This window comes from Yersinia sp. Marseille-Q3913 (assembly GCF_963892745.1).
Taxonomy (GTDB): domain Bacteria; phylum Pseudomonadota; class Gammaproteobacteria; order Enterobacterales; family Enterobacteriaceae; genus Yersinia; species Yersinia bercovieri.
The window spans coordinates 85,501-108,813 of record NZ_CAWQAF010000001.1 but is presented as its reverse complement, the minus strand read 5'-3'; the positions used below and the strand labels follow the sequence as shown (position 1 = coordinate 108,813).

Genomic DNA, 23,313 nt, shown 5'->3' with positions numbered 1-23,313 from the left:
TGTCAGCTCATTGGGATTCGCTCGTTTGCTGCCTTGCTGCAACGCCAATAACGTCAGATATAAATTAATAAATAAATTAACGAATAAATTTCAGTGAGCTACCGACAGGAATATCACTGGGGGTCGGGCCATTCACATGGATGGAGCCGGGGAACTCGGGCTGCTGATCACCATTGAAACGGATGGTGACGTGGCCCAACTCCCGCAGATTTTGAGTTGCCACCTCGCCAACCGCAGTGATGACGTAGCGCAGTTGTGCCAGTTCCATAATGTTGCCTACCTGTAATTCCCCATCAGTGGTACTGTGCTGATGGATAAAACAGAACTCTTCAATATCTTTGGGTGCCCCCTCGCGGAAGGTGATGAGCATGTCATCAAGCAGCGCCTCGCGGGCGCTGTCGCCGATAGTGGTAATGGTTGTCTGATAAATAGTATTCATACGTACATCCTTAACCGTTGAATGTATTACAGAAATCTTTAGGTGATGCTCTTATCGATTCGATAACTCTTACTGATAGATAAAGGCCGATACTGCCCAGGCAATCAATACCGTTGGTGCGCCGGTGAGGAAGCGACCAACCAGCACTGATGGAACGCCAACCCGCACGGTATCTTGCTTCGCTTCAGCCAGAGAGAGACCGACGGGGATAAAGTCACACGCCGCCTGAGCATTTATCGCAAATAACGCTGGCAGGGCTAATTGTGGTGGGATATTCCCCAAACCAATTTGTACCCCAACCAATACGCCGATAACTTGTGCAATAACGGCCCCTGGGCCTAAGAATGGGGACAACAGTGGGAAGGAGCAGATCAGCGCCAGCAGCACTAACCCTATCGGGCTGCTAGCCAGTGGGGTTAAGCCGTGGGCAATAAAATCACCCAAACCGGATGCCATGATGATGCCGATTAATGCTGAAACGAAGGCCATAAATGGCAGGATAGTTTTCAGCACGGTATCAATGGTGTCGCGGCCTGACTGGAAGAACACCGCCACGACAGAGCCCATGCCCATACCCACTTTCGCCAATAATCCATCACTCTGCTCGGTGATTTTCTTGCTGGTGTCGTAATCACGCCCCCCTTTGGCTGAGCTATTTTCTGCTGCTTTGGGTGCTACAGCTGCGGCCGATTCTGCCCGCACTGCGGGTTCGCCTTTCACTACGGCTGCTGCTGCCTGGTCAGTTGCGCTGATTTTCTGGATATTTTTTTCACGCACCCCGGAAACATAAATATCTTCCAGTATGTATTGCGCCATCGGGCCGGATTGACCGGTCGAATGGATGTTGACGGTCGGAATACGGCGTTTGGGATACAGGCCGCAGCGCAGGGTGCCACCGCAGTCAATAATGGCGACCGCTATCTCTTCTGCTGGCGGTTCACCCTCTTTAAATCCATCAACCGCTTCCCAGCCGGTCAGTTCACTAATACGGTCAATAATCGCCGGGCGAGTTCCTGCCGTGATATAAACAATTTTTTTACCGGGGACGATGGGCAACACTAATGGGCCACCCCAACCGCCTTCGCCTTTTTCAATCCGGATAAATTCACTCATGATCTGCTCCACACAGTATGTATTTAATTTACATATTAAAGTTGTACGTTACGGTCCAGACGGATGCCCATTTTGCGTTCGAAAATGGAGGTCGTCAGATCAGTCACCCAGCCACGGAAGAAGTTGGTGAACAAGCCAACCAGGAAGTAACTCACCGCGAGTGGGCCTAGTGGCAAGCCCAATGTGGTTAAACCACTGGCGATACCTAGAAAGACGAACAACTCACCTGGGTTGATGTGTGGGAACAAACCATTCATTGAGTGACAGCTGTACGAGGCAGCTGCGTAATAACTTGGTTTGTATTTTTCTGGCATAAAACGCCCGAGACTCAAGGTCATCGGGTTACAGAATACAAAGGTCCCGATCAGTGGCAGCAGTAGATAACGAGAAACGGGGTTACCCGCGCAGCGCTGTGCCAATCGTTCGATTCTATCCTGACCAACAAACTTGATTAGGGCATTCATAATAACTAACAGACTGATTAGTAAGGGTAAAATTCCGGTGACCATGCCAACAAAAACTTCGCCCCCTTTTTGGAAGAGTCCGATAAACCACTCGGCTCCATGGGTTATAAGTTCAATCATTCTTTTTCTCCTGTAATCGACGTTATGGCTGTTTTTATAAACCTTTTTTATAAGGTTTTGTTATGAAAAGAAATTTTAGAGACCATATGTTAAAATGGTATTTAAAATACTGGGGTATTAGAGTGAACCTCAGTATCTTGTCTATCGCCATGGGTACTACCATAAACACTTTCTAGATCTATTTATTGCATATGGATCACATTTTGAAAGATAAATCTTTCAAAATGAATATTAGATATAAAAGAAAATTAATTTGAAATGAAAGATTTTTGTGTGATTTGAATGCGCTACAATGAATGAAGTTTTACTAGTGTGGGTATTGGTGGGAATAAGAAGAGAGTAGAAAGAGATTAAAAGATAATTAAATCATGGGTTAACCCTAGCTAACCCACGAAGCGATATTTAGCCGAGCAGTTCGCAATTAGGGGGTAAGCGGCACTGGATGGCATTGGGGATGATTTCAATGCGGAAATGTTTGCCTGACAATGGCTCACCATCCAGATTAAAGATGATGTCGTGCGGCGCGGTAATTTCCAGCCAGGGCAGATTGGCCTCAACCACATTCTTATTTTTCTCGCCGCTGAATAGACTGGTCAACAGGGCTGGCAGCAGCTCTTCGGCAGTCAATAAACGCAATTGCAGCAGGCCATCATTAATCAGTGCATCAGGGCAGAGAGGCTGCCCGCCACCGGCTTGTCTACCATTACCTATCCCTATCACCAATGCATCACCCGCCCAGTCGAACTCAGGCCCATGGATTTCACAGCTGTCTGCTTTAATCGCATCCATGCGCATCAGGCCATGAATAAAATAGGAAGCTCCGCCCAGTACCGCTTTGAGTTTTTCGGGGGTTTCTGTGGTGATTCGAGTCCCAAAGCCACCCGTCGCCATATTGATAAAATAGTGCTCGCTATTCACTTGCGCGATATCAATGGTCACGGCGCGGCCTTTAACAGCTAATTGCAATGCGTTCTCTATTTGCAGGGGAATGTTGCAGCTGGTGGCAAAATCGTTGGCGGTACCGAGTGGCAGGATAGCTAAATCGGGCCGGTTTTCGGCAGATATTGCCATTAATGCGGTCGTGACCTCATTTAGAGTGCCATCGCCGCCGCCAGCAATCACGACATCAACCCCCAACACGGCAGCTTCTGCTACATAACGTTTCGCATCACCTTGCTCCCAGGTTACCCGAACATGAAGTGTGACGCCTTCCTCACGTAGATTTTTGACGGCATTGCGAACATCAAGATTACCTGATTCTTTACCGTTTAAGACGAGAAGGGCACATGGCGTTAGGGTCATAGCTTGCTCCGGGAAATTTCTGTAATAGCGAGTATATACCCTTCATCCTTGGTGCCTACCTACATCACCAATGACTTTGGTATATCAGATTATTTAAAGAATAATTGAATTTATTAATTATTGTTAGGCTTAATAGGAGCAGATTTTATTTTTATCAGAATATGAAGCTAACTGGAATAATTATTATTTGAGATGAGGTTATTCATGATAGCAGGATTTTCTTATAATTAGTTAATAGCTTAACCAGGATTACTAATAATAAAAAACAAGAAAAACCAATTTTAATCATATAGATAGCTATCAAAAAGAAAAGGCCAGCCCAAGGGAGATTGGGCTAGCCAAGGAGGTGGTTCCTAGTCTTGTTTTAAAACTTTTTTAGTTATTGATTGTACTCGAGCTATACTACCCCTCCGCCATTATAATTGATGTGATCTAATTCTAATATTTGCTAAAAATGCCACCTTAGCGATGGCAATACTTTTATTGTTTTATGTTACGCTTTTTCATGGGGATTACGGCTATTTGTTCCGTTCAGATTACGGATCAGTAAGCCATATTCCACATCAATATCAGCCGGGATAGGCAAATACATGATATGCCCATTACCCGGAGCAATATCCGCAGGCTGGCCTTTTTTATCCTGCATGTTCTCAAGGGTGAACTGGATATTGCCGTTTGGCGTCATCAGCTCAACACTGTCACCGACCGAAAATTTGTTTTTGACCACCACTTCAGCCAGGCCATCACGGCGTACACCGGTAAACTCACCGACAAATTGTTGGCGCTCTGAAACTGAATAGCCGTAGTCGTAAGTTTGTTGATCTTCATGCACATGACGGCGTAGGAAGCCCTCGGTGTAGCCGCGGTGTGCCAGACCTTCCAGTGTGGTCAACAGGCTTGGGTCGAAAGGTTTACCCGCGACAGCATCATCAATGGCGCGGCGATAGACCTGCGCGGTGCGGGCGCAATAGTAGAACGATTTGGTCCGGCCCTCAATTTTCAACGAATGAACGCCCAATTGGGTCAGCCGCTCCACATGCTGGATCGCCCGCAGGTCTTTTGAGTTCATGATGTAAGTGCCGTGCTCATCTTCTGAGGCGGTCATATACTCGCCGGGGCGCTGCGCTTCTTCTAGCATAAACACTTTGTCGGTGGGGGCGCCGATACCCAGTGTTGGCTCGACACTCTTCACCGCAATAGGCTGGTGAATATGCACGATATTACCGATATCGTCCTCTTTGCCTTCCTGAACGTTATATTCCCAACGGCAAGCATTGGTGCAGGTTCCCTGATTTGGATCGCGCTTATTGATATAACCGGAGAGCAGGCAGCGACCAGAATAGGCCATGCACAATGCGCCGTGGACAAACACTTCCAGTTCCATTTCAGGGACTTGTGCGCGGATTTCGGCGATCTCTTCCAGTGATAACTCACGGGAGAGGATCACACGGGTCAAGCCCATTTGCTGCCAAAATTTGACGGTAGCCCAGTTGACGGCGTTAGCTTGCACTGACAGATGGATATCCATCGCTGGAAATGCTTCCCGCACCATCATAATCAAGCCGGGATCAGACATGATAAGCGCGTCTGGCCCCATATCGATCACCGGTTTCAAATCACGCAGAAAAGTTTTCAGTTTGGAGTTGTGGGGGGCAATATTCACCACCACATAGAAGCGCTTGCCAAGTGCATGGGCTTCCTCAATACCTAATGCCAGATTTTCGTGATTGAATTCATTATTGCGCACCCGCAAGCTGTAACGCGGCTGGCCGGCATAAACCGCATCCGCGCCGTAGGCGAAGGCATAGCGCATATTTTTAAGTGTACCGGCAGGGGATAACAGTTCCGGTGTAAAAGGTGCATTAGAGGATAGTGCTGATGACGACATGTTATTGGCTCTCAGTCTGAGTTCAAGTCAGAACCACACCCGCAGGGGTGGCTAAAAGCCGGGGATTGTAACCTTGCCCATCGTGAAAATCAGCCCTTGCACAATTTTTGTAAGGTTTAAATGATTTAGATCAACTCACTGTTAGCACTATTTTTTGCTGATAGTATGCCGCCGCACTCATGCTGCTACATATTTTGATTTTCTGAGATTGATAGATTTAAAGCAGGTTGATTATAAAGAGGGGGCGCAGCAGGTTATATATGATCTCTATGGTGGAGAGAAATTTATAAACGTTAAATTAAATCAATAGTTAAAATTAATCACATGGCGATGGGTTAAGATAACCATCGCTGATTATTAGTGCTAAATGAATAAAATGCGCGGTAAGAGATCCCGCGCAGGGAGAGGTAAAAGTTAAAAGTTACAGCGTCAAATCTTTTATTGTTGCTGTCGGGCCATTTTTCATCACCGAGGCAATGCCATTTTTAGCGGCAGCTTCGGAACTGTAGGCTTCGCTGACACCAATAACTTGATGGTTTTTAGCTTTCAAAACGAAATAGGGCTCGTTTTTGACATTATGTTTAGACTCGTACTGGCTCTCCAGTGGCGAGTTACTCTGTACTGATGCGATGCCGTTCTCTGCGGAGGCTTTACTGGCATACATCTCACTGGAGAGAATAATTTCACCATTGCTGGCTTTCAGATTGAAATGGTATTGCCCATTCTTTGCCTTTTTAATCTCATAGTGACCCATGGCCATAGTGTTTCTCCTGTTGGTTGTGATAACTCTACTGAGTGTAGTCAACGTTGACCGAAAGTGAGGTCAATGCGCCATGCACCACCAACATTAATAGATCTTCTGTCGCGATGAAATTACAGTAAACGACAGATCTCTGCTTCCCAACGATACCCCATGCCATAAACCGCGCGGATAAACGGCTTCTCGCCATCGAGCGCTTCCAGCTTGCGCCGCAAATTTTTGATATGACTGTCGATAGTGCGGTCAGTCACCACACGGTAGTCGTCATAGAGATTATTGAGCAGCTGTTCGCGGCTAAACACATGTCCCGGCTGTGTCGCCAGTATTTTCAGCAGGCGAAACTCTGCCGGCGTCAGCTCCAGTAAGTGGCCCTGATAACTGGCCTGAAAGCGCGACTCATCAATCAGCAGCGGCGCACTCTCACTTGGCTGTTCGCGCTGTTGTTGGCAGCGGCGCAGAATGGTTTTAACGCGCGCCACCACTTCCCGTGGGCTGTAGGGTTTGCAGATATAGTCATCAGCACCTATCTCCAGCCCCAGTAAGCGGTCGATCTCCTCAGTTTTTGCCGTGACCATCATGATGGGCACATTGGAGAAACGGCGGATTTCCCGGCAAATGGTGATGCCATCGCTGCCCGGTAGCATTAAATCCAGCAAAATAATCGCCGGTGGGGCCTGGCGTACTGCGGCCACGACCTGCGCACCATTGGTGATCCACTGGGTGCTGTAACCCGCAGCTTGTAGATAATCGACCAATAATTGGCCGAGTTTAGGTTCATCTTCAACAATCAATACGGAGCCAGGCTGGCTGGCCGACTGAAGCGGCTCGTGCATTACCATGAGTTACCCTAGGGAGTGGAAGAGGGGAAATAGTACCGTAATCCGCAGCCCCCCTAAAGGTGAATGTGCCGCGCTGATTTTCCCCCCATGGGCCTCGACAATATTGTGACAAATCGCCAGGCCCAGCCCCGATCCGCCGCTGGCGCGGTTACGCGAACTTTCGGTGCAATAAAAACGCTCAAAAATACGTTGTAACTGTTCGTCACTCAGGCCCGGTTTACTGTCCTGCCAGTGTAGCGTCAAGGTATCGTCGTCGAGTTGTGCGGTGATCTCCAGCCGCCCGCCCTCATTGGTATAGCGCAAACTGTTCTCCAGCAAATTGTGGAACAGCTGATTCAGGCGGTCGGGATCGCCAAATATCACCCCCTGTTCCGGCAGGTTAGCCATCACGGTGATATTTTTGCTTTGGAAGCGGCTATGGAAGCTGGCAACGGCAATTTGTAGCAGCCGCACGGCATCCAGCTGCGTTTTGCGGTAGGCCAGTGCGCCATGATCCGAGAGCGACAACTGATGCAGGTCATTGACCAGCTTGGTGAGGATGCCGACCTCAGCTTGCAGCGAAATCAAGGATTCAGGTGTCGGTTGGCGCACGCCATCTTGCAGAGCCTCCAGCTCACCGCGCAATACCGCCAGTGGGGTGCGCAGTTCATGGGAGACATCGGCCATGAAATCGCGCCGCATCTGCTCATTTTTCTCCAGCGAACTGGCGAGCTGGTTAAAGTCCTGTGCCAGACGACCTAGCTCATCACGGCTACTGACCGCCACGCGGGTGCTGAAATCACCGGCGGCTAGCCGATGGGTGCCCTCTACCAACCGTTTTACCGGTGCCAACATGCCGCGAGATAACAGCCAGGTCGCGGCGGCGGCCAGCAGGGTCGAGAGGCCGACAATCATCCAACTGGTGCGGCGCTGTTGCAGATCAAAGTTGATATCGGCATTGCGGGTCAGTTTTTCCGATGGTGTCGACATCACCCAGCCCACCACCTGCTTATTCACGGTGATAGCCTGGCGGCTGGCCTCTTTTGGCACCCGGTCACTGCGCCCGGCCAGCAGATTATTGTGCTGATCGACAACCCAAAACTGGGCGCGCCAGCCATGCGGGGGCATACTGCGGCTGTTATCACCACTCTGTTCGAACGAGCGCATAATCTGATAAATCAGCTGATCATTATTGCGCAGGAAATCCCAGTTACCATGTTGCTGGTATTGCACCTCCAGTGCATTGCCCAACATGGTGATCCGCTGCTCATTACTCTGCTTGATGTAATCAATAAAACCGCGCTCGAAGCTGGCTCTCACGCCCCAATGCATGGTGATCAGCACTAATATGCAGGTGGCAAATATCGCCATAAACAGTTTTCCGGTAATGCCGATCCTCATTTTTTCACCTGTCTCTATCGGTTTGCTGATTTGCGGGCTGTGGGCCAGATGGCAGACTACTCCAGCCTCATGAGCGGCTGTTTGCTAAAACGGCTGCGCAGCCGGTCAAAGTAGAGGTAGACCACCGGCGTGGTGTAGAGGGTGAGCAGTTGGCTCACCACTAACCCGCCGACAATGGTTATCCCCAGCGGCTGGCGCAACTCCGCGCCATCGCCACTGCCGAGAACCAGTGGCAGTGCGCCGAACAGGGCCGCCAGTGTGGTCATCAGAATCGGCCTGAAACGCAGCAAACTGGCCTGGAAAATAGCATCGCGGGCGCTGATATTGCCATTACGTTGCGCATCAAGGGCAAAGTCCACCATCATAATGGCATTCTTTTTCACGATACCAATCAACAACATAATGCCGATCAGGGCGATAAGACTAAAGGGCGCATTAAACAACTCCAGCGCCAGTAGCGCACCGACACCTGCGGAGGGCAGGGTTGACAGAATGGTGAGCGGATGCACATAGCTTTCGTACAGGATGCCGAGCACGATATAGACCGTGGCGATGGCGGCGATAATCAGCCATAGCTGAGATTTCAGCGTCTCCTGGAATACCTGCGCGGTGCCAGTAAATGTCCCGCGCACACTGGCGGGCACGCCAAGTTCAGTCATCGCCCGCTCAACGGCTGCGGTCGCCGCAGATAAACTGCCGCCGTCCGGTAAGTTAAACGAGATGGTCGAAGCGGCAGATAAGCCCTGATGATTGACCGCCAGCGGCGCATTGGCAGGTTGCCACCTGGCGAAATAGGAGAGCGGAATGGATTGGCCGCTGCTATTAATGACAAACATTTTGTCCAGCGAACTCACATCCTGCGTGTATTGTGGCGCGACTTCCATCACCACCTTGTATTGGTTCAACGGTTGATAAATGGTGGAGATCTGCCGCTGACCAAAGGCATTGTTCAGCAGGGCATTGGCATCAGAGACATCAATCCCCAGCCGCGCCATGGTTTCGCGATCGTAAGTGAGCGCAATCTCAGCGCCTTTATCTTGCTGGTCGGAGTTAACATCCGCCAGCTCTGGCAGCTTCGCCAGCGCGGCCCGCACTTTGGGTTCCCACTCGCGAAGTGCGGTTAGATCGTCGGCCAGCAGGGTAAATTGGTAGCTGGCATTGGCTTGACGCCCGCCGACGCGGATATCTTGCACCGGGGCCAGAAACAGGCTGGCACCCGGCTCTTTGGCTAACTTGGCCCGCAAGCGGGTGATAATTTGCTGGGCGCTTTCGCCGCGTTCACTCAGCGGTTTGAGCGAGATAAACATTGAGCCGCTGTTGGTGCGCGAGCCGCCAGTAAAACCGGTCACATTGTCGACTGCCGGATCATCATTGATGATCTTCATGAAATCTTTCAGTTTTTGCTGCATCGCCTGGAAAGAGATGCTCTGATCCGCCTGAATAAAGCCCATCATGCGGCCGGTATCCTGCTCAGGGAAAAAGGTTTTCGGGATACTGATATAGAGCCAAACATTCAGCGCAATAGTGGAAAGCAGCACAACCATCACCCAGCGCGTATGACCCAGCACCCAGTTGAGTGAGCGGCCATAACCCCGCTGAATAGCCAGCAGCACTTTACCAAAACCACGAATACGGGGTTGCTGCCCCGCAGGTTGCGCGCGCAGCAAGTGGGCGCACATCATCGGGGTCAGGGTCAGGGAGATGACCAGTGAGATGCCGATCGCCACCGACAGCGTAATGGCAAACTCGCGGAACAGTCGCCCCGGCAGCCCCTCCATCAGCAGCAGTGGGATAAACACCGCCACCAGTGAGATACTCATCGACAGCACGGTAAATCCGACTTCGCGCACCCCGCGCAGGGCGGCAGCCATTGGTTTCACCCCCGCCTCCAGATGGCGGGAGATATTCTCCAGCACCACAATGGCATCATCGACCACAAAGCCGGTGGCGATGGTCAGCGCCATCAGTGACAGGTTATTGAGGCTAAAACCGCACAGATACATGGCGGTAAAGGTGCCGATCAGTGAGACCGGCACGGCAACCGCGGGGATCAGTGTGGCGCGCCCTGATCGCAGGAACAGGAACACCACCAGAATTACCAGTGCTACCGCGATGATCAGTGAGCGCTCCACCTCCTCCAGTGAGGCGCGGATAGTTGGCGAGCGATCTTGCGCAATTTTTAACTCAATTGAGGCTGGGATCGAGGCGCGCAGGGCGGGTAGCTCCGCGCGGATCCGGTCTACCGTGGCGATAATATTCGCCCCCGGTTCGCGGCTGATCACCAGCAGCACCGCCGATTTGCCATCGGACATCCCGGCGTTGCGCACATCCTGAACTGAGTCCACCACGTTGGCGACATCCTGCAATCGCACTGGCGACCCATTATTGTAATGAATGATCAGCGGGCGATAACCCTCGGCAGTTTTGATCTCATCATTGGCCTGAACTTGCCAGTGCTGTTCATGGCTATCGACCGAGCCTTGCGGGCGGCGGACGTTGGCGGCACTGATGGCCTGGCGCACAGCATCGAGTGAAACGCCCTGATTAAACAGTGCGCTGGGGTTCAGCTCCACCCGCACCGCAGGCAGCGAGCTGCCGCCAACACTCACATCACTGACCCCCTCAGTCTGGGCGATTTTCTGCGCCAGTTTAGTGGAGGCGAAGTCATACAGCTGGCCCTGAGTGAAGGTATCCGAGGTCAGCGTCATTATCATGATGGGCGCATCCGACGGGTTCATCTTACGGTAGGTCGGGCGGTTCGGCATCCCGGTTGGCAGTAGGCTTTGCGCGGCATTCAGCGCCGCCTGCACATCACGGGCTGCGCCATTGATATCGCGGTTGAGATCAAATTGTAGAATGATCCGCGTGCTGCCCAGTGAACTGGTCGAGGTCATCTCATTGACCCCAGCAATTCTTCCCAAGGCGCGCTCTAGCGGTGTGGCGATGGATGACGCCATGGTTTCCGGGTCAGCTCCGGGCATAGAGGCACTGACCATAATCACCGGGTAATCAACCTGTGGCAGCGGCGATACCGGCAATAAGCTAAAGCCGATGATGCCGCTGAGGGTGATAGCCAGTGTCAACAGGGTGGTCGCCACCGGGCGCTGGATGAACAGAGCAAAGAATTTCACGGCAGCTCCCGCCCATGGGGTAATTCAGCTGGATCCACATCCTCGTGATGATGGGTATTGCGCGCCACTCTATCGAACAGCAGATAGATAACTGGCGTGGTAAACAGGGTCAGTATTTGGCTGACTATCAACCCGCCGACCATACAGACCCCCAGCGGCTGGCGTAATTCAGCCCCAGCCCCGGTACTGAGCATCAGGGGCAAGGCACCGAACAGCGCGGCCAGTGTGGTCATCAGAATCGGGCGAAAACGTAGCAAACAGGCCTGATAGATAGCATCATAAGGGCTCATGCCCTGATCCCGCTCGGCGGCTAGCGCGAAGTCGATCATCATGATCGCGTTCTTCTTGACGATACCGATCAGCAGAATTATCCCGATGATGGCGATCACATCCAGCTCATGACCAGTCAACATCAGCGCCAGCAACGCCCCGACCCCCGCTGTCGGCAGGGTGGATAAGATAGTTACCGGGTGAATAAAGCTTTCGTACAACACGCCGAGCACGATATACATCGCCACAATGGCGGCGATAATCAGCCATAAGGTGCTGCCGAGGGCAGCCTGAAATGCCAGTGTCGAGCCCTGGAAGCGGGTGGTGATATCGGCGGGCAGTTGGATGGCCTGCTCAGCTTGCGTCACGGCTGCCACCGCTTCGCCAAGGGAGTAGCCCTGCGCCACATTGAAAGAGATGGTGGCTGACGGGAACTGATTCAAATGGTTGATGGATAGCGGCCCGAAGCGCTCTTCAATGGTGGCAATACTGCTCAGCGGCACCCCTTTGCCGTCGCTGCCGGTCAGGCGGATATCATTGAAGGCCGCCAGCCCCGGAGCGGCTTGTACGTCATGCTCCAGCACCACCCGATACTGGTTGGCCTGGGTGTAAATGGTGGAGATCAAGCGCTGACCAAAGGCGTTGTACAGCGCACTGTCGATGGCCGCCATGGTGATCCCCAAGCGGCTGGCGCTGTCTCGGTCCACATTGACAAAGGCCACTAACCCTTGATCTTGCCAGTCACTGGTCACGTCCTGGAAGGGCGCTTGCTGCTGCAACTCGCTGATAAGCTTCGGCACCCAGGTGCTCAGCTCCTCCAGCGAGGTGGCCTGTAGCGTGAACTGATACTGCGTGCGGCTCAGTTGGGTATCGATGGTTAAATCTTGCACTGGCTGTAAATAGAGCTTAATGCCCGGAATGCTGGCGACACTCTGCTGCAAGCGGGCTATTACCTGCGGGATGCGCTCGGCGCGCTGGTCCAGTGGCTTAAGGTTAATCTGCAACCGGCCACTGTTGAGGGTGGCATTGGTGCCATCGACGCCCACGAATGAGGTCAGACTCTCCACCGCCGGATCTTTGAGAATGATAGCGGCCACCTGCTGCTGGCGCTCGGCCATATTGCTGAACGACACAGATTGCGGCGCTTCCAGTGTGCCCTGAATCAGCCCGTTGTCCTGCAAGGGAAAAAAACCTTTGGGCATCAGCAAGTAAAGCAGCACCGTCAGCACCAGTGTGCTCACGGCAACACCCAAGGTTATCCATTGATGCTTCAGCACTTTTTTCAGCGCCACGGCATAATGGGCGATCACCCAATCGAAGAACTTCTCACTGGCGCGTGACAGCCTATTTTGCTTGCGCAGTGACTCATAACTGAGCATCCGCGCGCACATCATCGGGGTGAGGGTCAGGGAGACCACGGCGGAAATCAGGATTGCCACCGCCAGGGTGACAGCAAATTCGCGAAATAGCCGGCCAATGATATCGCCCATAAACAGCAGCGGGATCAACACCGCAATCAATGAGAAGGTCAGTGAGATAATGGTAAAACCAATCTCACCCGCCCCTTTTAGCGCCGCATCCAGCGGTTTTTCGCCCTTTTCGATATAGCGCGAGATATTCTCAATCACCACAATGGCGTCATCCACCACAAAACCGGTGGCGATGGTCAACGCCATCAGGGTCAGGTTATTGATGGAAAAACCGAGGAAATACATCGCCGCAAAGGTGCCGATCAGTGATAGCGGCACCGCGATACTGGGGATCACGGTGGCGGCGGCATTGCGCAGGAACAGGTAGATAACCATCACCACCAGGGCAATCGACAGCAGCAACTCAAACTGCACGTCACTGACCGAGGCGCGGATGGTGGTGGTGCGGTCGGTCAGGATTTTGACATCCACCGACTTGGGCAGACTCTTAATCAGCTCCGGCAGCATCTCGCGGATACTGTCGGCGGTGGCTATCACGTTAACCCCCGGCTGGCGCTGGATATTCAGCACAATCGCCTGCTGGTTATTGGCCCAGGCGGCCAGTTTGTTATTCTCCGCCCCCTGCTCAATGGTGGCGACATCCTGCAAGCGGATCGGCGCGCCATTTTGGTAAGCCACAATCAGGTCACGGTAATCCTCGGCGGATTTCATCTGGTCATTGGCCGAGAGGGTCACCGAGCGGGTAGGCCCATCCAGGCTCCCTTTGGCGGAGTTGACGTTGGCATTGCTGATGGCGGTGCGAATGGTTTCGCTATCCAACCCAAGGGCGGCGACGGCGGGCGCATTCAGCTTGACGCGCACGGCGGGGCGCTGACCGCCAGAGATGGTGACCAGACCGACACCGGTGACCTGCGAGATTTTCTGTGCAATGCGCGTCTCCACCATATCCTCGACCTGGGTCATCGGGATAGCCGTGGAGGTGACCGCCAGTGTCAGAATCGGCGGGTCAGCCGGATTCACTTTGCTGTAAATCGGCGGATAGGGCAGGTCACTTGGCAGCAGATTGGTGGCGGAGTTAATTGCTGCTTGCACCTCTTGCTCTGCCACATCAAGCGGCAGGGTGAGCTGGAATTGCAGGGTGATGACCGACGCGCCGCCGGAGCTTTGCGACGCCATCTGTTTCAGGCCGGACATCTGACCAAACTGCCGCTCCAGTGGCGCGGTGATGGAGGAGGTCACCACATCGGGGCTGGCACCGGGATAGAGTGTCACCACCTGAATGGTCGGGTAATCCACCTCTGGCAGGGCGGAAATCGGCAATGCGCGGTAGCCGAGGATCCCTGCCAGCAGAATGGCGACCATAAAAAGTGTGGTGGCGACGGGGCGCAGGATAAACAGCCGTGAGGGGCCACCACCGGGGGTTGGAGGCATCACTTGCATCAGGATTTCTCCGCCGGGGTGGTTTGGCCGGGTTGCGCCTCAGCGGCATGTTTTCTGCCGGAACGCGGGCCTGTTTGTTCTGCGGTAGGGTGTGCTGTAGCATCGGTTTGCTCTGGCGCGGCGGATCGCGGCGTGACCACTTCAACCTGCACCCCCTCGGTCAGGCGGTCGATACCGTCAGTGACCACCCGCTGACCGGCATTCAGACCGGAACTGATCACCACCTGTTTGCTGTCCTGAATGCCGGTGGTGACCAGATGCTTGCTGACTCTATTTTCGTCATTGAGTGTCCAGACAAAGCTGCCTTCGCTGCCCATCTGCACTGCGGCGGTGGGGACGACCACCGCATTTTGCAGCAAATCCACCTTGATGCGGGCATTGACAAACTGGTTTGGGAACAGCGCATCATCTTCATTGGCAAAGCGCGCTTTTAGCTTAATGGTGCCGGTGGTGGTATCAATCTGGTTATCCATACTCAGCAGATAGCCCTGCGCCAACAGCTGTTTGTTGGTGCGATCCCAGGCTTCAACTGGCACGGTACTGCTATTTTTGGCCGCGTTTTTCTGCGCCTGCATAATGGCCGGAATATCACTCTCCGGCAGGGTAAAGAGCACATCAACCGGATGTGTCTGGGTGATCACCACAATCGGTGTGGCGGTGCCACTGGTGATAAAGTTGCCGACATCCACCTGTTTTAGCCCCACTTTGCCGGAAATTGGCGCGGTGATGCGGCTATAGGTCAGTTGCAGCTCAGCACTATCAATCGCGCCCTGATCGGCCTTCACGCTGCCCTCACTCTGGCGCACCAACGCAGCCTGGGTGTCCAGCTCTTGCTGTGAAATCACCCCGGTTTTGACCAATTTCTGGTAGCGGGCCAGATCACGGCGCGCATTGTCGAGGGTGGCCTGATCTTTGGCTAACTGGCCCTGTGCCTGGGTTAGTTGCACCTGATAAGGGCGTGGGTCGATCTCGGCCAGTAAGTCACCCGCCTTGACCTGCTGGCCTTCGGTAAAGTGAATCGCCATTAACTGACCATCAACACGGCTGGTCACGGTCACGGTATTGGCGGCCACCACCGTGCCTAACCCGGTGAGATAGCGCGGCACCGCTTGCTCGGTGGCTGTGGCGGCTTGCACCGGGGGCATTGCCGCATTTCGGCGACCGCCAGCACGTGTAGAGCTGCTCCCGTTACTGGTTTGCTGCGCCCCCGGCGCACGGCTTTCAGGAGTGGCACTGAAGTGACGCCAAACCAATAGAGCAACAATAATCGCCACCACTGCCCCCAATAACATCAGTAACCGGGAGGTGCGTTTAGATTGAGCTTTCATGATGGCGGAGCATTCCTTTTGATGTTCTGGTTATCTGCACACAGGTGCAATCAATTAAAATTTATACCCAATAGATTTTGAGATGCAGGAAGGCGGCAAGCGAGAAAATCCCGATGAGCTTACTCAAGTCAGTGATTCGGGTTTTTGAGTGTCGCCAACACGTCTGCAACTTGAAATATGACGGGTATGGATATGTTACTAGTTTAGCGGGGATTTACCGGATAAAAATGGAGGAAATATGAAAGTACTGTATAGATTCATTCACGAGTTAAGTTGGTGAGGGGGTTGTCGTTGGGGGGCGACCCAACACCCGCGCCTTGCGCCAAGATTGGATAGTTGCGTTGCGACTATCCAATCGCTGGGCCTAAGCAGAAAAACCGACTTACCGATAGAGCGTCTGCGCCCAGCGGGCTAACCCGGCGGTTACCGAGCCAAAGTCATTCCCCCCCACCAGCGGAATTCCTGGCAGTTGCTGCTGCAAGGCGGCGCGCAGTAATGGGGAGCGGGCGCTGCCGCCAGTCAGGTAGATCACATCTGGAGTGATCTGGCTGGTGGATAGCGCCAGGCTGACTTGCTCCTGGATCCGTTGCAGCGGCTGGGAGATAGCCTCGGCCAGCTGCTGCTGGCTGATGGTCTGCCCCAGTTCCGGCTGGACAAAACTTAGCACGGCGGCGACCTGCTCTTGCTCGGAGAGGGCAATTTTGCTCTCTTCTGCGGCGCGCACAATGCGGTAGCTCAGGCGCTGTTGATAGACTTTCAGCAGGCGCTCGACCTGCTGCGGGTTGGCGGCGTCGCGGATCAAGTCACGCAGGAAGCGGCCATTGGCGCTGCTGTAGAAGTCGCTCTGCGCCGGAACATCATTGGTGGCAACGGCATTCCAGTAGGGCAGTGACGGCATGGCAATGCCTTTTTCGGTTTCGCCCCCCATGCCAAACAGCGGCATCAGCTGCTTAAACGCGAGCATGATATCCAGATCGTTACCGCCGACGCGGCAACCACTGTGGCCCAGCAGGCTTTGCTGGCGGTCTGCCAGCCCCTGCCATTTCGGCCCCATCAGCAGCACCGAGCAGTCAGTGGTGCCGCCGCCGATATCCACCACCAGCACGGTTTTTTCTGCGGTCAGTGTGGCTTCAAAATCCAGCCCCGCCGCCACCGGCTCAAACTGAAAGGCGATATCGCGAAAACCGGCCCGTTGCGCGGCGCGTAGCAAGATACCTTCGGCCTGACGGTTGGCCTCTTCGCCACCGGAACCCTGAAAGTTGACCGGGCGACCAATCACCGTTTGGCTGATTTCTGCCGCCAGCACTGACTCTGCCTGCCGCTTAATGTGGAACATCATGGCGCAGACCAAATCCTCAAACAGCGCCAGCTGCTGCGGCTTTAGGCCATTGGCCCCAAGGAAGGATTTAGGGGATTTTACAAAGTAAACTTCTTCCGGATCTTCAATGTATTGCGCCAGTGCTGACAGGCCGAACATCAGGCTATCGGCGGTGACCGGAATATCTTCTTCGCGGTTAAACGCCATGGCCCGGCGCAACAGTTGCTGGTTTTCGTCACTGCCGGTTGGCACTTGCCAGTGGCGGTGCAGGCACTCACTGACCGCTTCCCGCGTCGGCGCACACAACATGGAGGGCAGATAGACGTCACTATTTTCCAGTGTCAGCAATTCGGGAGTATCGCCCCGCATCACGGCAACCGAGCAGTTTGCTGTGCCGTAGTCAAATCCAATGAACATTATTGCTCCCCCCAAATAAAAGGGGCCGACTTTACCCCAGAGTGAGCAGCGGAGCAATCGGCAAAGCAGGGATTTTTTTATCCTGAGTAAGGGCGCTGCGCCTAAGGGATAAAAATATTCGCTATGGCGCGGTCAATGGCAATGAAGGAGGTCAAAAGTATCGCCAGCGACTCAAATTATTTAGCCGCGAAATAGCCGCTGTTAAGCACCTCAGATAGCGGTTGTGTGCGGCCAATGGTCTCGCCGTCAGCTAAATCGACGCCAATCGCCATCAGTTTGTGGAGGATCGGCGGCAATTCGGCGGGGCCTGCCAGTGTGGCGATATTGGCCCGTTGCGCCGTGCCGTTGATGATGGAGACCAGCACCTCATCCATTTGATTGATATGAATATGGGCAATCAAATCGCTGTTGAATTTAAGATAGTTGATGGTGTGCTCAGCCAACAGTTCAAAATCATTCAGATTATGGCCAAATTCCTTGACGATTAACTGGCAGCCCAGCTCTTGCAGCTTGGCGAGGAAATTACCAATCGCAAATGGGTATTGCAGCAAGGTGGATTCGTCGACCATCCAGTACAAACTTTGCGCTGGCAATGAGGTTTGTTGCACTCGTGTCAGCAGCGACTGACGAAACTCCTCTTTGAGCAGCGCAATTTCTGATAGTGGGATCGCCAGTGCCAGCCCTTTGCGGTTAATGGCCGCGGCCTGTGCCACTAACAGCTGCTCGCACACCCAGTCATCGACTTGTGGCAGTAAACCATACAGTAGCGCGGCCTCCTGAAATGCGGCCTGGCTGACGTTGATGTCTTCTGGCCGATTGATAATAAAACTGACCTGATAAAAGCAGACTGACAATGGCGTTTTAGGCGGGGCAGTTGGCGTCAGTTGCAGTGTCAGTTGGCTGTCACTGAGGATAGTTTCCACATCCTCTCTGCTCAGCAAGTCGTGCTGGCGTGCCAGTAGCTGTTTTTGTCGTGGTTGATAGAGGAATACCTGACCGCGACCACTGTGTTTGGCGGTATAACAGGCAATATCGGCCTGCGCCATAATTTCACTGCGCTGATTGTTGCTACTGCTGATTTGGGTCACTCCGGCGCTGGCACCGATACGATAGCGCTTATCCTCCCAGTAGAATTGGTAGCCATTGATAGTGGAGACCAGACTTTGGGTGATAGCTTTGGCGTGGGGCAGGGTGCAATTGAGCATCAATAGACCGAACTCATCCCCGCCGAGGCGCGCGACACAATCACTATTGCGCAAGTGTTGGCGCATTAACTGGCTGATCTCTTTCAGTAATTCATCTCCCGCCGGATGCCCTGCGGTGTCGTTGATGGCCTTAAAATAGTCTAAATCGAGGAACGCCAGTGCATGTTGTTGGTTTAGCTCAACACTGACCTGAATGGCCGCTTTCAGCTTATTTTCAAAATTGGCGCGGTTTGGCAGGCCGGTCAGATTGTCGTGGGAGGCACTGTGACTCAGTTTGCGCATCATGGCGCGCGACTCGCCGACATCCTGGAACACCATGACTGCCCCGACCACCCCACCTTCGAGGGTTTTCAGCGGCGCGACCGACTCCTGAATGTCGTAATACTGCCCATCGCGATGGTGTAACACTATCGACTCATTGAGCGAAGAGTTAGGGCGATGATTGAGACAGTGGGCTATTGGGTCGGCAATTTCTGGCCCATCCACACCATTGGTCAGCTTGATGATATGGTTGACCGGCTGGCCCAGGGCGATGGTGTTGGCCCAACCGGTCATTTTCTCGGCAACCGGATTCATAAAGGTGATCTTCATCTCCTGATCAGTACAGACCACCGCTTCGCCGATGGAGTCTAGCGTGATATGCAGCCGCTCTTTCTCTTCGTGTAGCGCTTCCGTCAGGTTTCTGATCTCGGTCATATCCAGTGTGGTGCCAATCAGGCGCAGAATATTGCCGTGCTTATCACACACCATATTGGCCTGATTGCGTAGATGGACAATCTCACCGTTGGGCAGTAGCAGCCGGAACTCCAGACGGTAGGGCTGGCGCTGTCTGAGGGCCGCACTGTATTCGCGATTGACCCGGTTTAGATCTTCCGGATGCACGTGTCTGCGCCAAACTTTATCGTCAACCGGGGTATGTAGCGGGATATGATAAAGTTCGTACATCCGCTTATCCCAGCTGATCAGCTGCTTTCTCAGATCCAATTCCCAGATGCCAATGCCGCCCGCTTCATTAGCCAGCGTAATGCGCTCCATCAGACGGCGGTTAATGATCTCGCTCTTTTTCAGGTCATTGATATCTTCGACCTGCGAGATGTAATAGAGCGGCTGTTGCTGGTGATCTCGCACCACACTGACCACCAGCAGCGCCCACACCACCTCGCCATCACTGCGGATATAGCGCTTTTCCATTGAGTAGCTGGGGATGCGGCCATGATACAGGTCATCGAGCAATTTCAGGTCAGCCGAGAGATCTTCCTGATGGGTTATTTGCTGGAACGTCAGGGTGAGTAAGGTCTCCTGGCTGTAGCCCAGCAACCGGCACAACGCCTGATTGACCTGCATCCATTGCCCTTCCGGTGACACCAGCGCCATGCCGATAGCCGAATACTCCATGGCGTTACGAAAGCGGTTTTCACTCTCAATAATATGCTCTTTCTCCATGCGGAAGGCGTGCATCACCATCGCCATGGCGTGAGGCGGGATTAGCACCATCAACAGGGGAATAAAGGAGAATGCCTGCACCAACATTTTGGTATCCGCCTGCAGGGTAAACAGGTTGAAATTGATCATCAGCGCAATCAGCAATGTGGCCAGAAAACAGATGGTAAATGTCTCAAAGCGGGGCAGGCGAATGGCGACCCAAATCAGTGACATAATGACAAAGGTGAACGGGAAGGGCAGGTAAAGCAGACCGATATAGCAGACAGATAGCGATAGAATCATCATCCACATCATATCAAACAGCGCTTTAGATTTGGTCGCGATATTAAAGTAGCCACGGCGATAGAGCAGCCCGACCGGGCCGAGAGCCAACATGCCGATGGCTTCGGACATAAACCACACCGTGAGCACCTGCCCAAAGCTGCCGTTATTGGGGGCGAGATACCAGGCTGCCGCCAGCCCGCTCATCAGTGGCACCACAATCACCGTGCAAATCGAGAACTTGAGCCAACTGAACAGGCTATTGAGTGGGTCTTTCGGTTGCAGAAATCGCCGCAACAGCCACGCGCCGGCTGCCGATTCTGCCAGATTGATCAAGGTAAGCGGCAGCGGGAACCAACTGACGCCATATAAAATAAAGTTGGCGGCAACAATACATATTCCCGCAGAGGATAGTTGCCACCCCCAGTAACGGGTCGGGTGGTGGAATAGGGCCACCATCAGTAGGGCGGTTGGGAACCACAATGGGGCCAGATTCTCTGATCGCTCAGAGAGTTGGATACAAAAGAGTGCAAGCAAAAACACCACTATGCTGACCAGAGTGATGTGCAGAATGGTTTTATTGTCAGGTGCCGGTTGCTCGGCCGCGCTGAGATCCATAGAGTGCCTTATTTTGCTTGCAAGTGTGCTGGCTATGATGAGAAAGCCTCATCACATAAAAAATATACCGCATTTAAAATACGGTCATATTCAAAAGTTTAGTATAGATGAGCACTGCCGAGTGTTGTTCGTTTTGTCTCATGCTCAATTCATTATTTAATTCTAATAATATCTAAACTAAGAATAGGGTGGCGAGTCCCAGAAAGATGAAAAAGCCGCCGGTATCGGTGATGGCGGTGATCATCACACTGGAGCCGATTGCCGGATCACGGCCTAATCGGGCCATGGTCATCGGGATAATCACCCCCATCAACGCCGCCATTAATAGGTTCAGCATCATTGCTAAAGTCATGACACCGCCCATGGCCGGGTCGCCATAGAGTAGATAAGTGACCACCCCCATAATACCGCCCCAGACCAGACCATTAATCAGTGCCACACCCAACTCTCTGAACATCAGGAAGGTCACATTACCCTGCTGAATATGGTGCAGGGCCAGAGCGCGGACAATCATGGTGATGGTCTGATTGCCGGTGTTACCGCCAATGCCGGCCACGATGGGCATTAATGCCGCCAGCGCCACTAATTGCGAAATAGTATCTTCAAATAAGCCGATGACGCGTGAGGCCACAAACGCGGTACAGAGGTTGATCGCCAGCCATGACCAGCGGGTGCGCACCGCGCGGCCGACCGGGGAGAACACATCTTCTTCCGGGCTTAAGCCCCCCATCCGTCTTAAGGTGGTATCACTCTCTTCATTGACCACGTCGACTATCTCTTCGATGGTCAGACGGCCCATCAGTTTGCCTTTGGCATCAATCACCGCGGCACTGATTAAGTCATAACGTTCAAACGCGCCCGCTGCATCTTCCGCTTTCTGCTCAGGTTGGAAGGTGGTTGGGTTACTCTCCATCACCTCAAAGACCTTGGTGTCAGGTGAGTTGAGCAGGATGGCGGTTAGTGGCAGTTCGCCGAGTAAGGTATTCTTGCGGTCAATGACAAATATTTTATCTGTGGCGTCGGGGATGCTGCGCCGATAGCGCAAATAGCGGTGTACCGTCGCCAGTGTTACGTCCGCGCGCACTGTGACCAGCTCGAAATCCATCATCTGGCCGACAGTGTCACGGCCATACTGGATAACTTCCCGCACGCGGGCGCGCTGATCGGGGTCTAGTGAGGTGAGTAGCCGGCCCATCAGGTTACGCGGCAGATACTCCGCCAGATAAGCCTGCTCATCGACATGCAAGGTGCGCATCGCTTTAAGCAGGTCTTTATCGCTCATCTCTTTGATCAGGGTGTCCCACACCGTCTCCGAGACTTCAACTAAGGTTTGACCGCGCTTCTCATTTTTGACTAAGCGCCACAAGGCCAAACGTTCGTCGTTGGGGAGAGCTTCGAGCAGGTCGGCAAGGTCCGCTGCGTGTAGATCATCAAGCAGCGTTTTGATCTCTAAGGTTTGTGCTGATAACTGCTCATCACTGAGCTTTTCGCGGTCATCCTGACGGCCAAGAATACCGTCAACCAGGGCTTTATTATTCAGCAACAGGGAGAGGATCCGGCTACGTGTCTCTGCCAGTTTTTTTGCACTATTTTTTGTTTTGTTCTTTATGGCGGCTGAAAGTGGCGCAGGTATGATTGGTACTGGCATAGTGTGTATTACCCTTGGTGCTTGAAATTGCAGGGTTGTTCGCTTGAGTGAGTCAGCGATTCGGGTCGGTTAGCTGATATCTAGGGGCTGAGATCGCTCTCGTGGGGGCCAGGTGGCTCACCCTCCACCGACAGCTCGACCCGCTGCGCCTCACGCCGCTCCTGATGATGAGAAATCGACGCAACTGCGGCGTACAATAAGCGGCCAAACAGAATGAGGAAGCTCACCAGTAAGATTATTTTTGTTAGCTGTGTGGAGGGTCGTCGCTTCATGTTTTCCCTTCTTCCTTGGCGCTGCAGCCGTGTTAGCTGCTCTCACTTACCCGAATCACTGACTTGAGTCAGCTCACCGGGATTCACTCGTTTGCTGCCTTGCTGCAACCCCAATGACTTTGGGAAAATCCGTAGCACCTTGGCGCTGCAGCCGTGTTAGCTGCTCTCACTTACCCGAATCACTGACTTGAGTCAGCTCACCGGGATTCACTCGTTTGCTGCCTTGC

At 53.2% G+C, this 23,313-nt stretch carries 15 protein-coding genes; all 15 read right to left on the bottom strand.

Translation table 11 applies throughout. The features are described from left to right. Positions 1–76 precede the first annotated feature (76 nt). The 15 genes from srlB to AACW11_RS00405 all read right to left on the bottom strand — a co-directional run bounded on the left by srlB (position 77) and on the right by AACW11_RS00405 (position 23,086). The gene (gene srlB, locus AACW11_RS00475; protein ID WP_212585492.1) at positions 77–439 is read right to left on the bottom strand and encodes a PTS glucitol/sorbitol transporter subunit IIA; all 363 of its coding nucleotides are present in this window, start codon (positions 437–439) and stop codon (positions 77–79) included. Positions 440–508: 69 nt separating this feature from the next. After that, a complete protein-coding gene (gene srlE, locus AACW11_RS00470) occupies positions 509–1,552 on the bottom strand; it encodes a PTS glucitol/sorbitol transporter subunit IIB (RefSeq protein WP_212585491.1) in 1,044 nt (347 codons plus the stop codon). 35 nt (positions 1,553–1,587) lie between these two features. Then, positions 1,588–2,136, bottom strand: coding sequence for a PTS glucitol/sorbitol transporter subunit IIC (srlA, locus tag AACW11_RS00465; protein WP_004877312.1), 549 nt, complete (start codon positions 2,134–2,136; stop codon positions 1,588–1,590). A gap of 402 nt (positions 2,137–2,538) precedes the next feature. Beyond that, complete coding sequence (yegS, locus tag AACW11_RS00460; RefSeq protein ID WP_212585490.1) at positions 2,539–3,438, bottom strand: lipid kinase YegS; 900 nt, start codon at positions 3,436–3,438, stop codon at positions 2,539–2,541. 493 nt (positions 3,439–3,931) lie between these two features. Continuing rightward, complete coding sequence (gene trhP, locus AACW11_RS00455) at positions 3,932–5,326, bottom strand: prephenate-dependent tRNA uridine(34) hydroxylase TrhP (RefSeq protein ID WP_212585489.1); 1,395 nt, start codon at positions 5,324–5,326, stop codon at positions 3,932–3,934. A 421-nt stretch (positions 5,327–5,747) separates the two neighbouring features. After that, positions 5,748–6,086 (bottom strand): YegP family protein, encoded by a 339-nt coding sequence (locus AACW11_RS00450; protein ID WP_212585488.1) that lies wholly within the window; start codon positions 6,084–6,086, stop codon positions 5,748–5,750. Between the two features lie 113 nt (positions 6,087–6,199). Beyond that, positions 6,200–6,919 (bottom strand): two-component system response regulator BaeR, encoded by a 720-nt coding sequence (gene baeR / locus AACW11_RS00445; protein ID WP_212585487.1) that lies wholly within the window; start codon positions 6,917–6,919, stop codon positions 6,200–6,202. 9 nt (positions 6,920–6,928) lie between these two features. Next, positions 6,929–8,305 carry a two-component system sensor histidine kinase BaeS gene (gene baeS / locus AACW11_RS00440; protein WP_212585486.1) on the bottom strand — a complete coding sequence of 459 codons (1,377 nt, stop codon included), beginning with the start codon at positions 8,303–8,305 and terminating at the stop codon, positions 6,929–6,931. A gap of 56 nt (positions 8,306–8,361) precedes the next feature. After that, the gene (gene mdtC, locus AACW11_RS00435; RefSeq protein WP_212585485.1) at positions 8,362–11,436 is read right to left on the bottom strand and encodes a multidrug efflux RND transporter permease subunit MdtC; all 3,075 of its coding nucleotides are present in this window, start codon (positions 11,434–11,436) and stop codon (positions 8,362–8,364) included. Beyond that, a complete protein-coding gene (locus AACW11_RS00430; protein WP_212585484.1) occupies positions 11,433–14,576 on the bottom strand; it encodes an MdtB/MuxB family multidrug efflux RND transporter permease subunit in 3,144 nt (1,047 codons plus the stop codon). The genes mdtC and AACW11_RS00430 overlap by 4 nt, the downstream gene beginning before the upstream one ends. Next, positions 14,576–15,904: an MdtA/MuxA family multidrug efflux RND transporter periplasmic adaptor subunit gene (locus AACW11_RS00425; protein ID WP_212585483.1), complete on the bottom strand. Its 1,329-nt coding sequence runs from the start codon at positions 15,902–15,904 to the stop codon at positions 14,576–14,578. The genes AACW11_RS00430 and AACW11_RS00425 overlap by 1 nt, the downstream gene beginning before the upstream one ends. Before the next feature lie 382 nt (positions 15,905–16,286). Next, positions 16,287–17,639, bottom strand: coding sequence for a molecular chaperone (gene yegD, locus AACW11_RS00420; protein ID WP_212585482.1), 1,353 nt, complete (start codon positions 17,637–17,639; stop codon positions 16,287–16,289). Positions 17,640–17,815: 176 nt separating this feature from the next. Further along, positions 17,816–21,166: a diguanylate cyclase gene (locus AACW11_RS00415; RefSeq protein WP_212585481.1), complete on the bottom strand. Its 3,351-nt coding sequence runs from the start codon at positions 21,164–21,166 to the stop codon at positions 17,816–17,818. A 172-nt stretch (positions 21,167–21,338) separates the two neighbouring features. Continuing rightward, positions 21,339–22,814: a magnesium transporter gene (gene mgtE, locus AACW11_RS00410; RefSeq protein ID WP_212585480.1), complete on the bottom strand. Its 1,476-nt coding sequence runs from the start codon at positions 22,812–22,814 to the stop codon at positions 21,339–21,341. Between the two features lie 80 nt (positions 22,815–22,894). Next, positions 22,895–23,086 (bottom strand): YfgG family protein, encoded by a 192-nt coding sequence (locus tag AACW11_RS00405; protein ID WP_032897460.1) that lies wholly within the window; start codon positions 23,084–23,086, stop codon positions 22,895–22,897. Between the last annotated feature and the right edge of the window lie 227 nt (positions 23,087–23,313).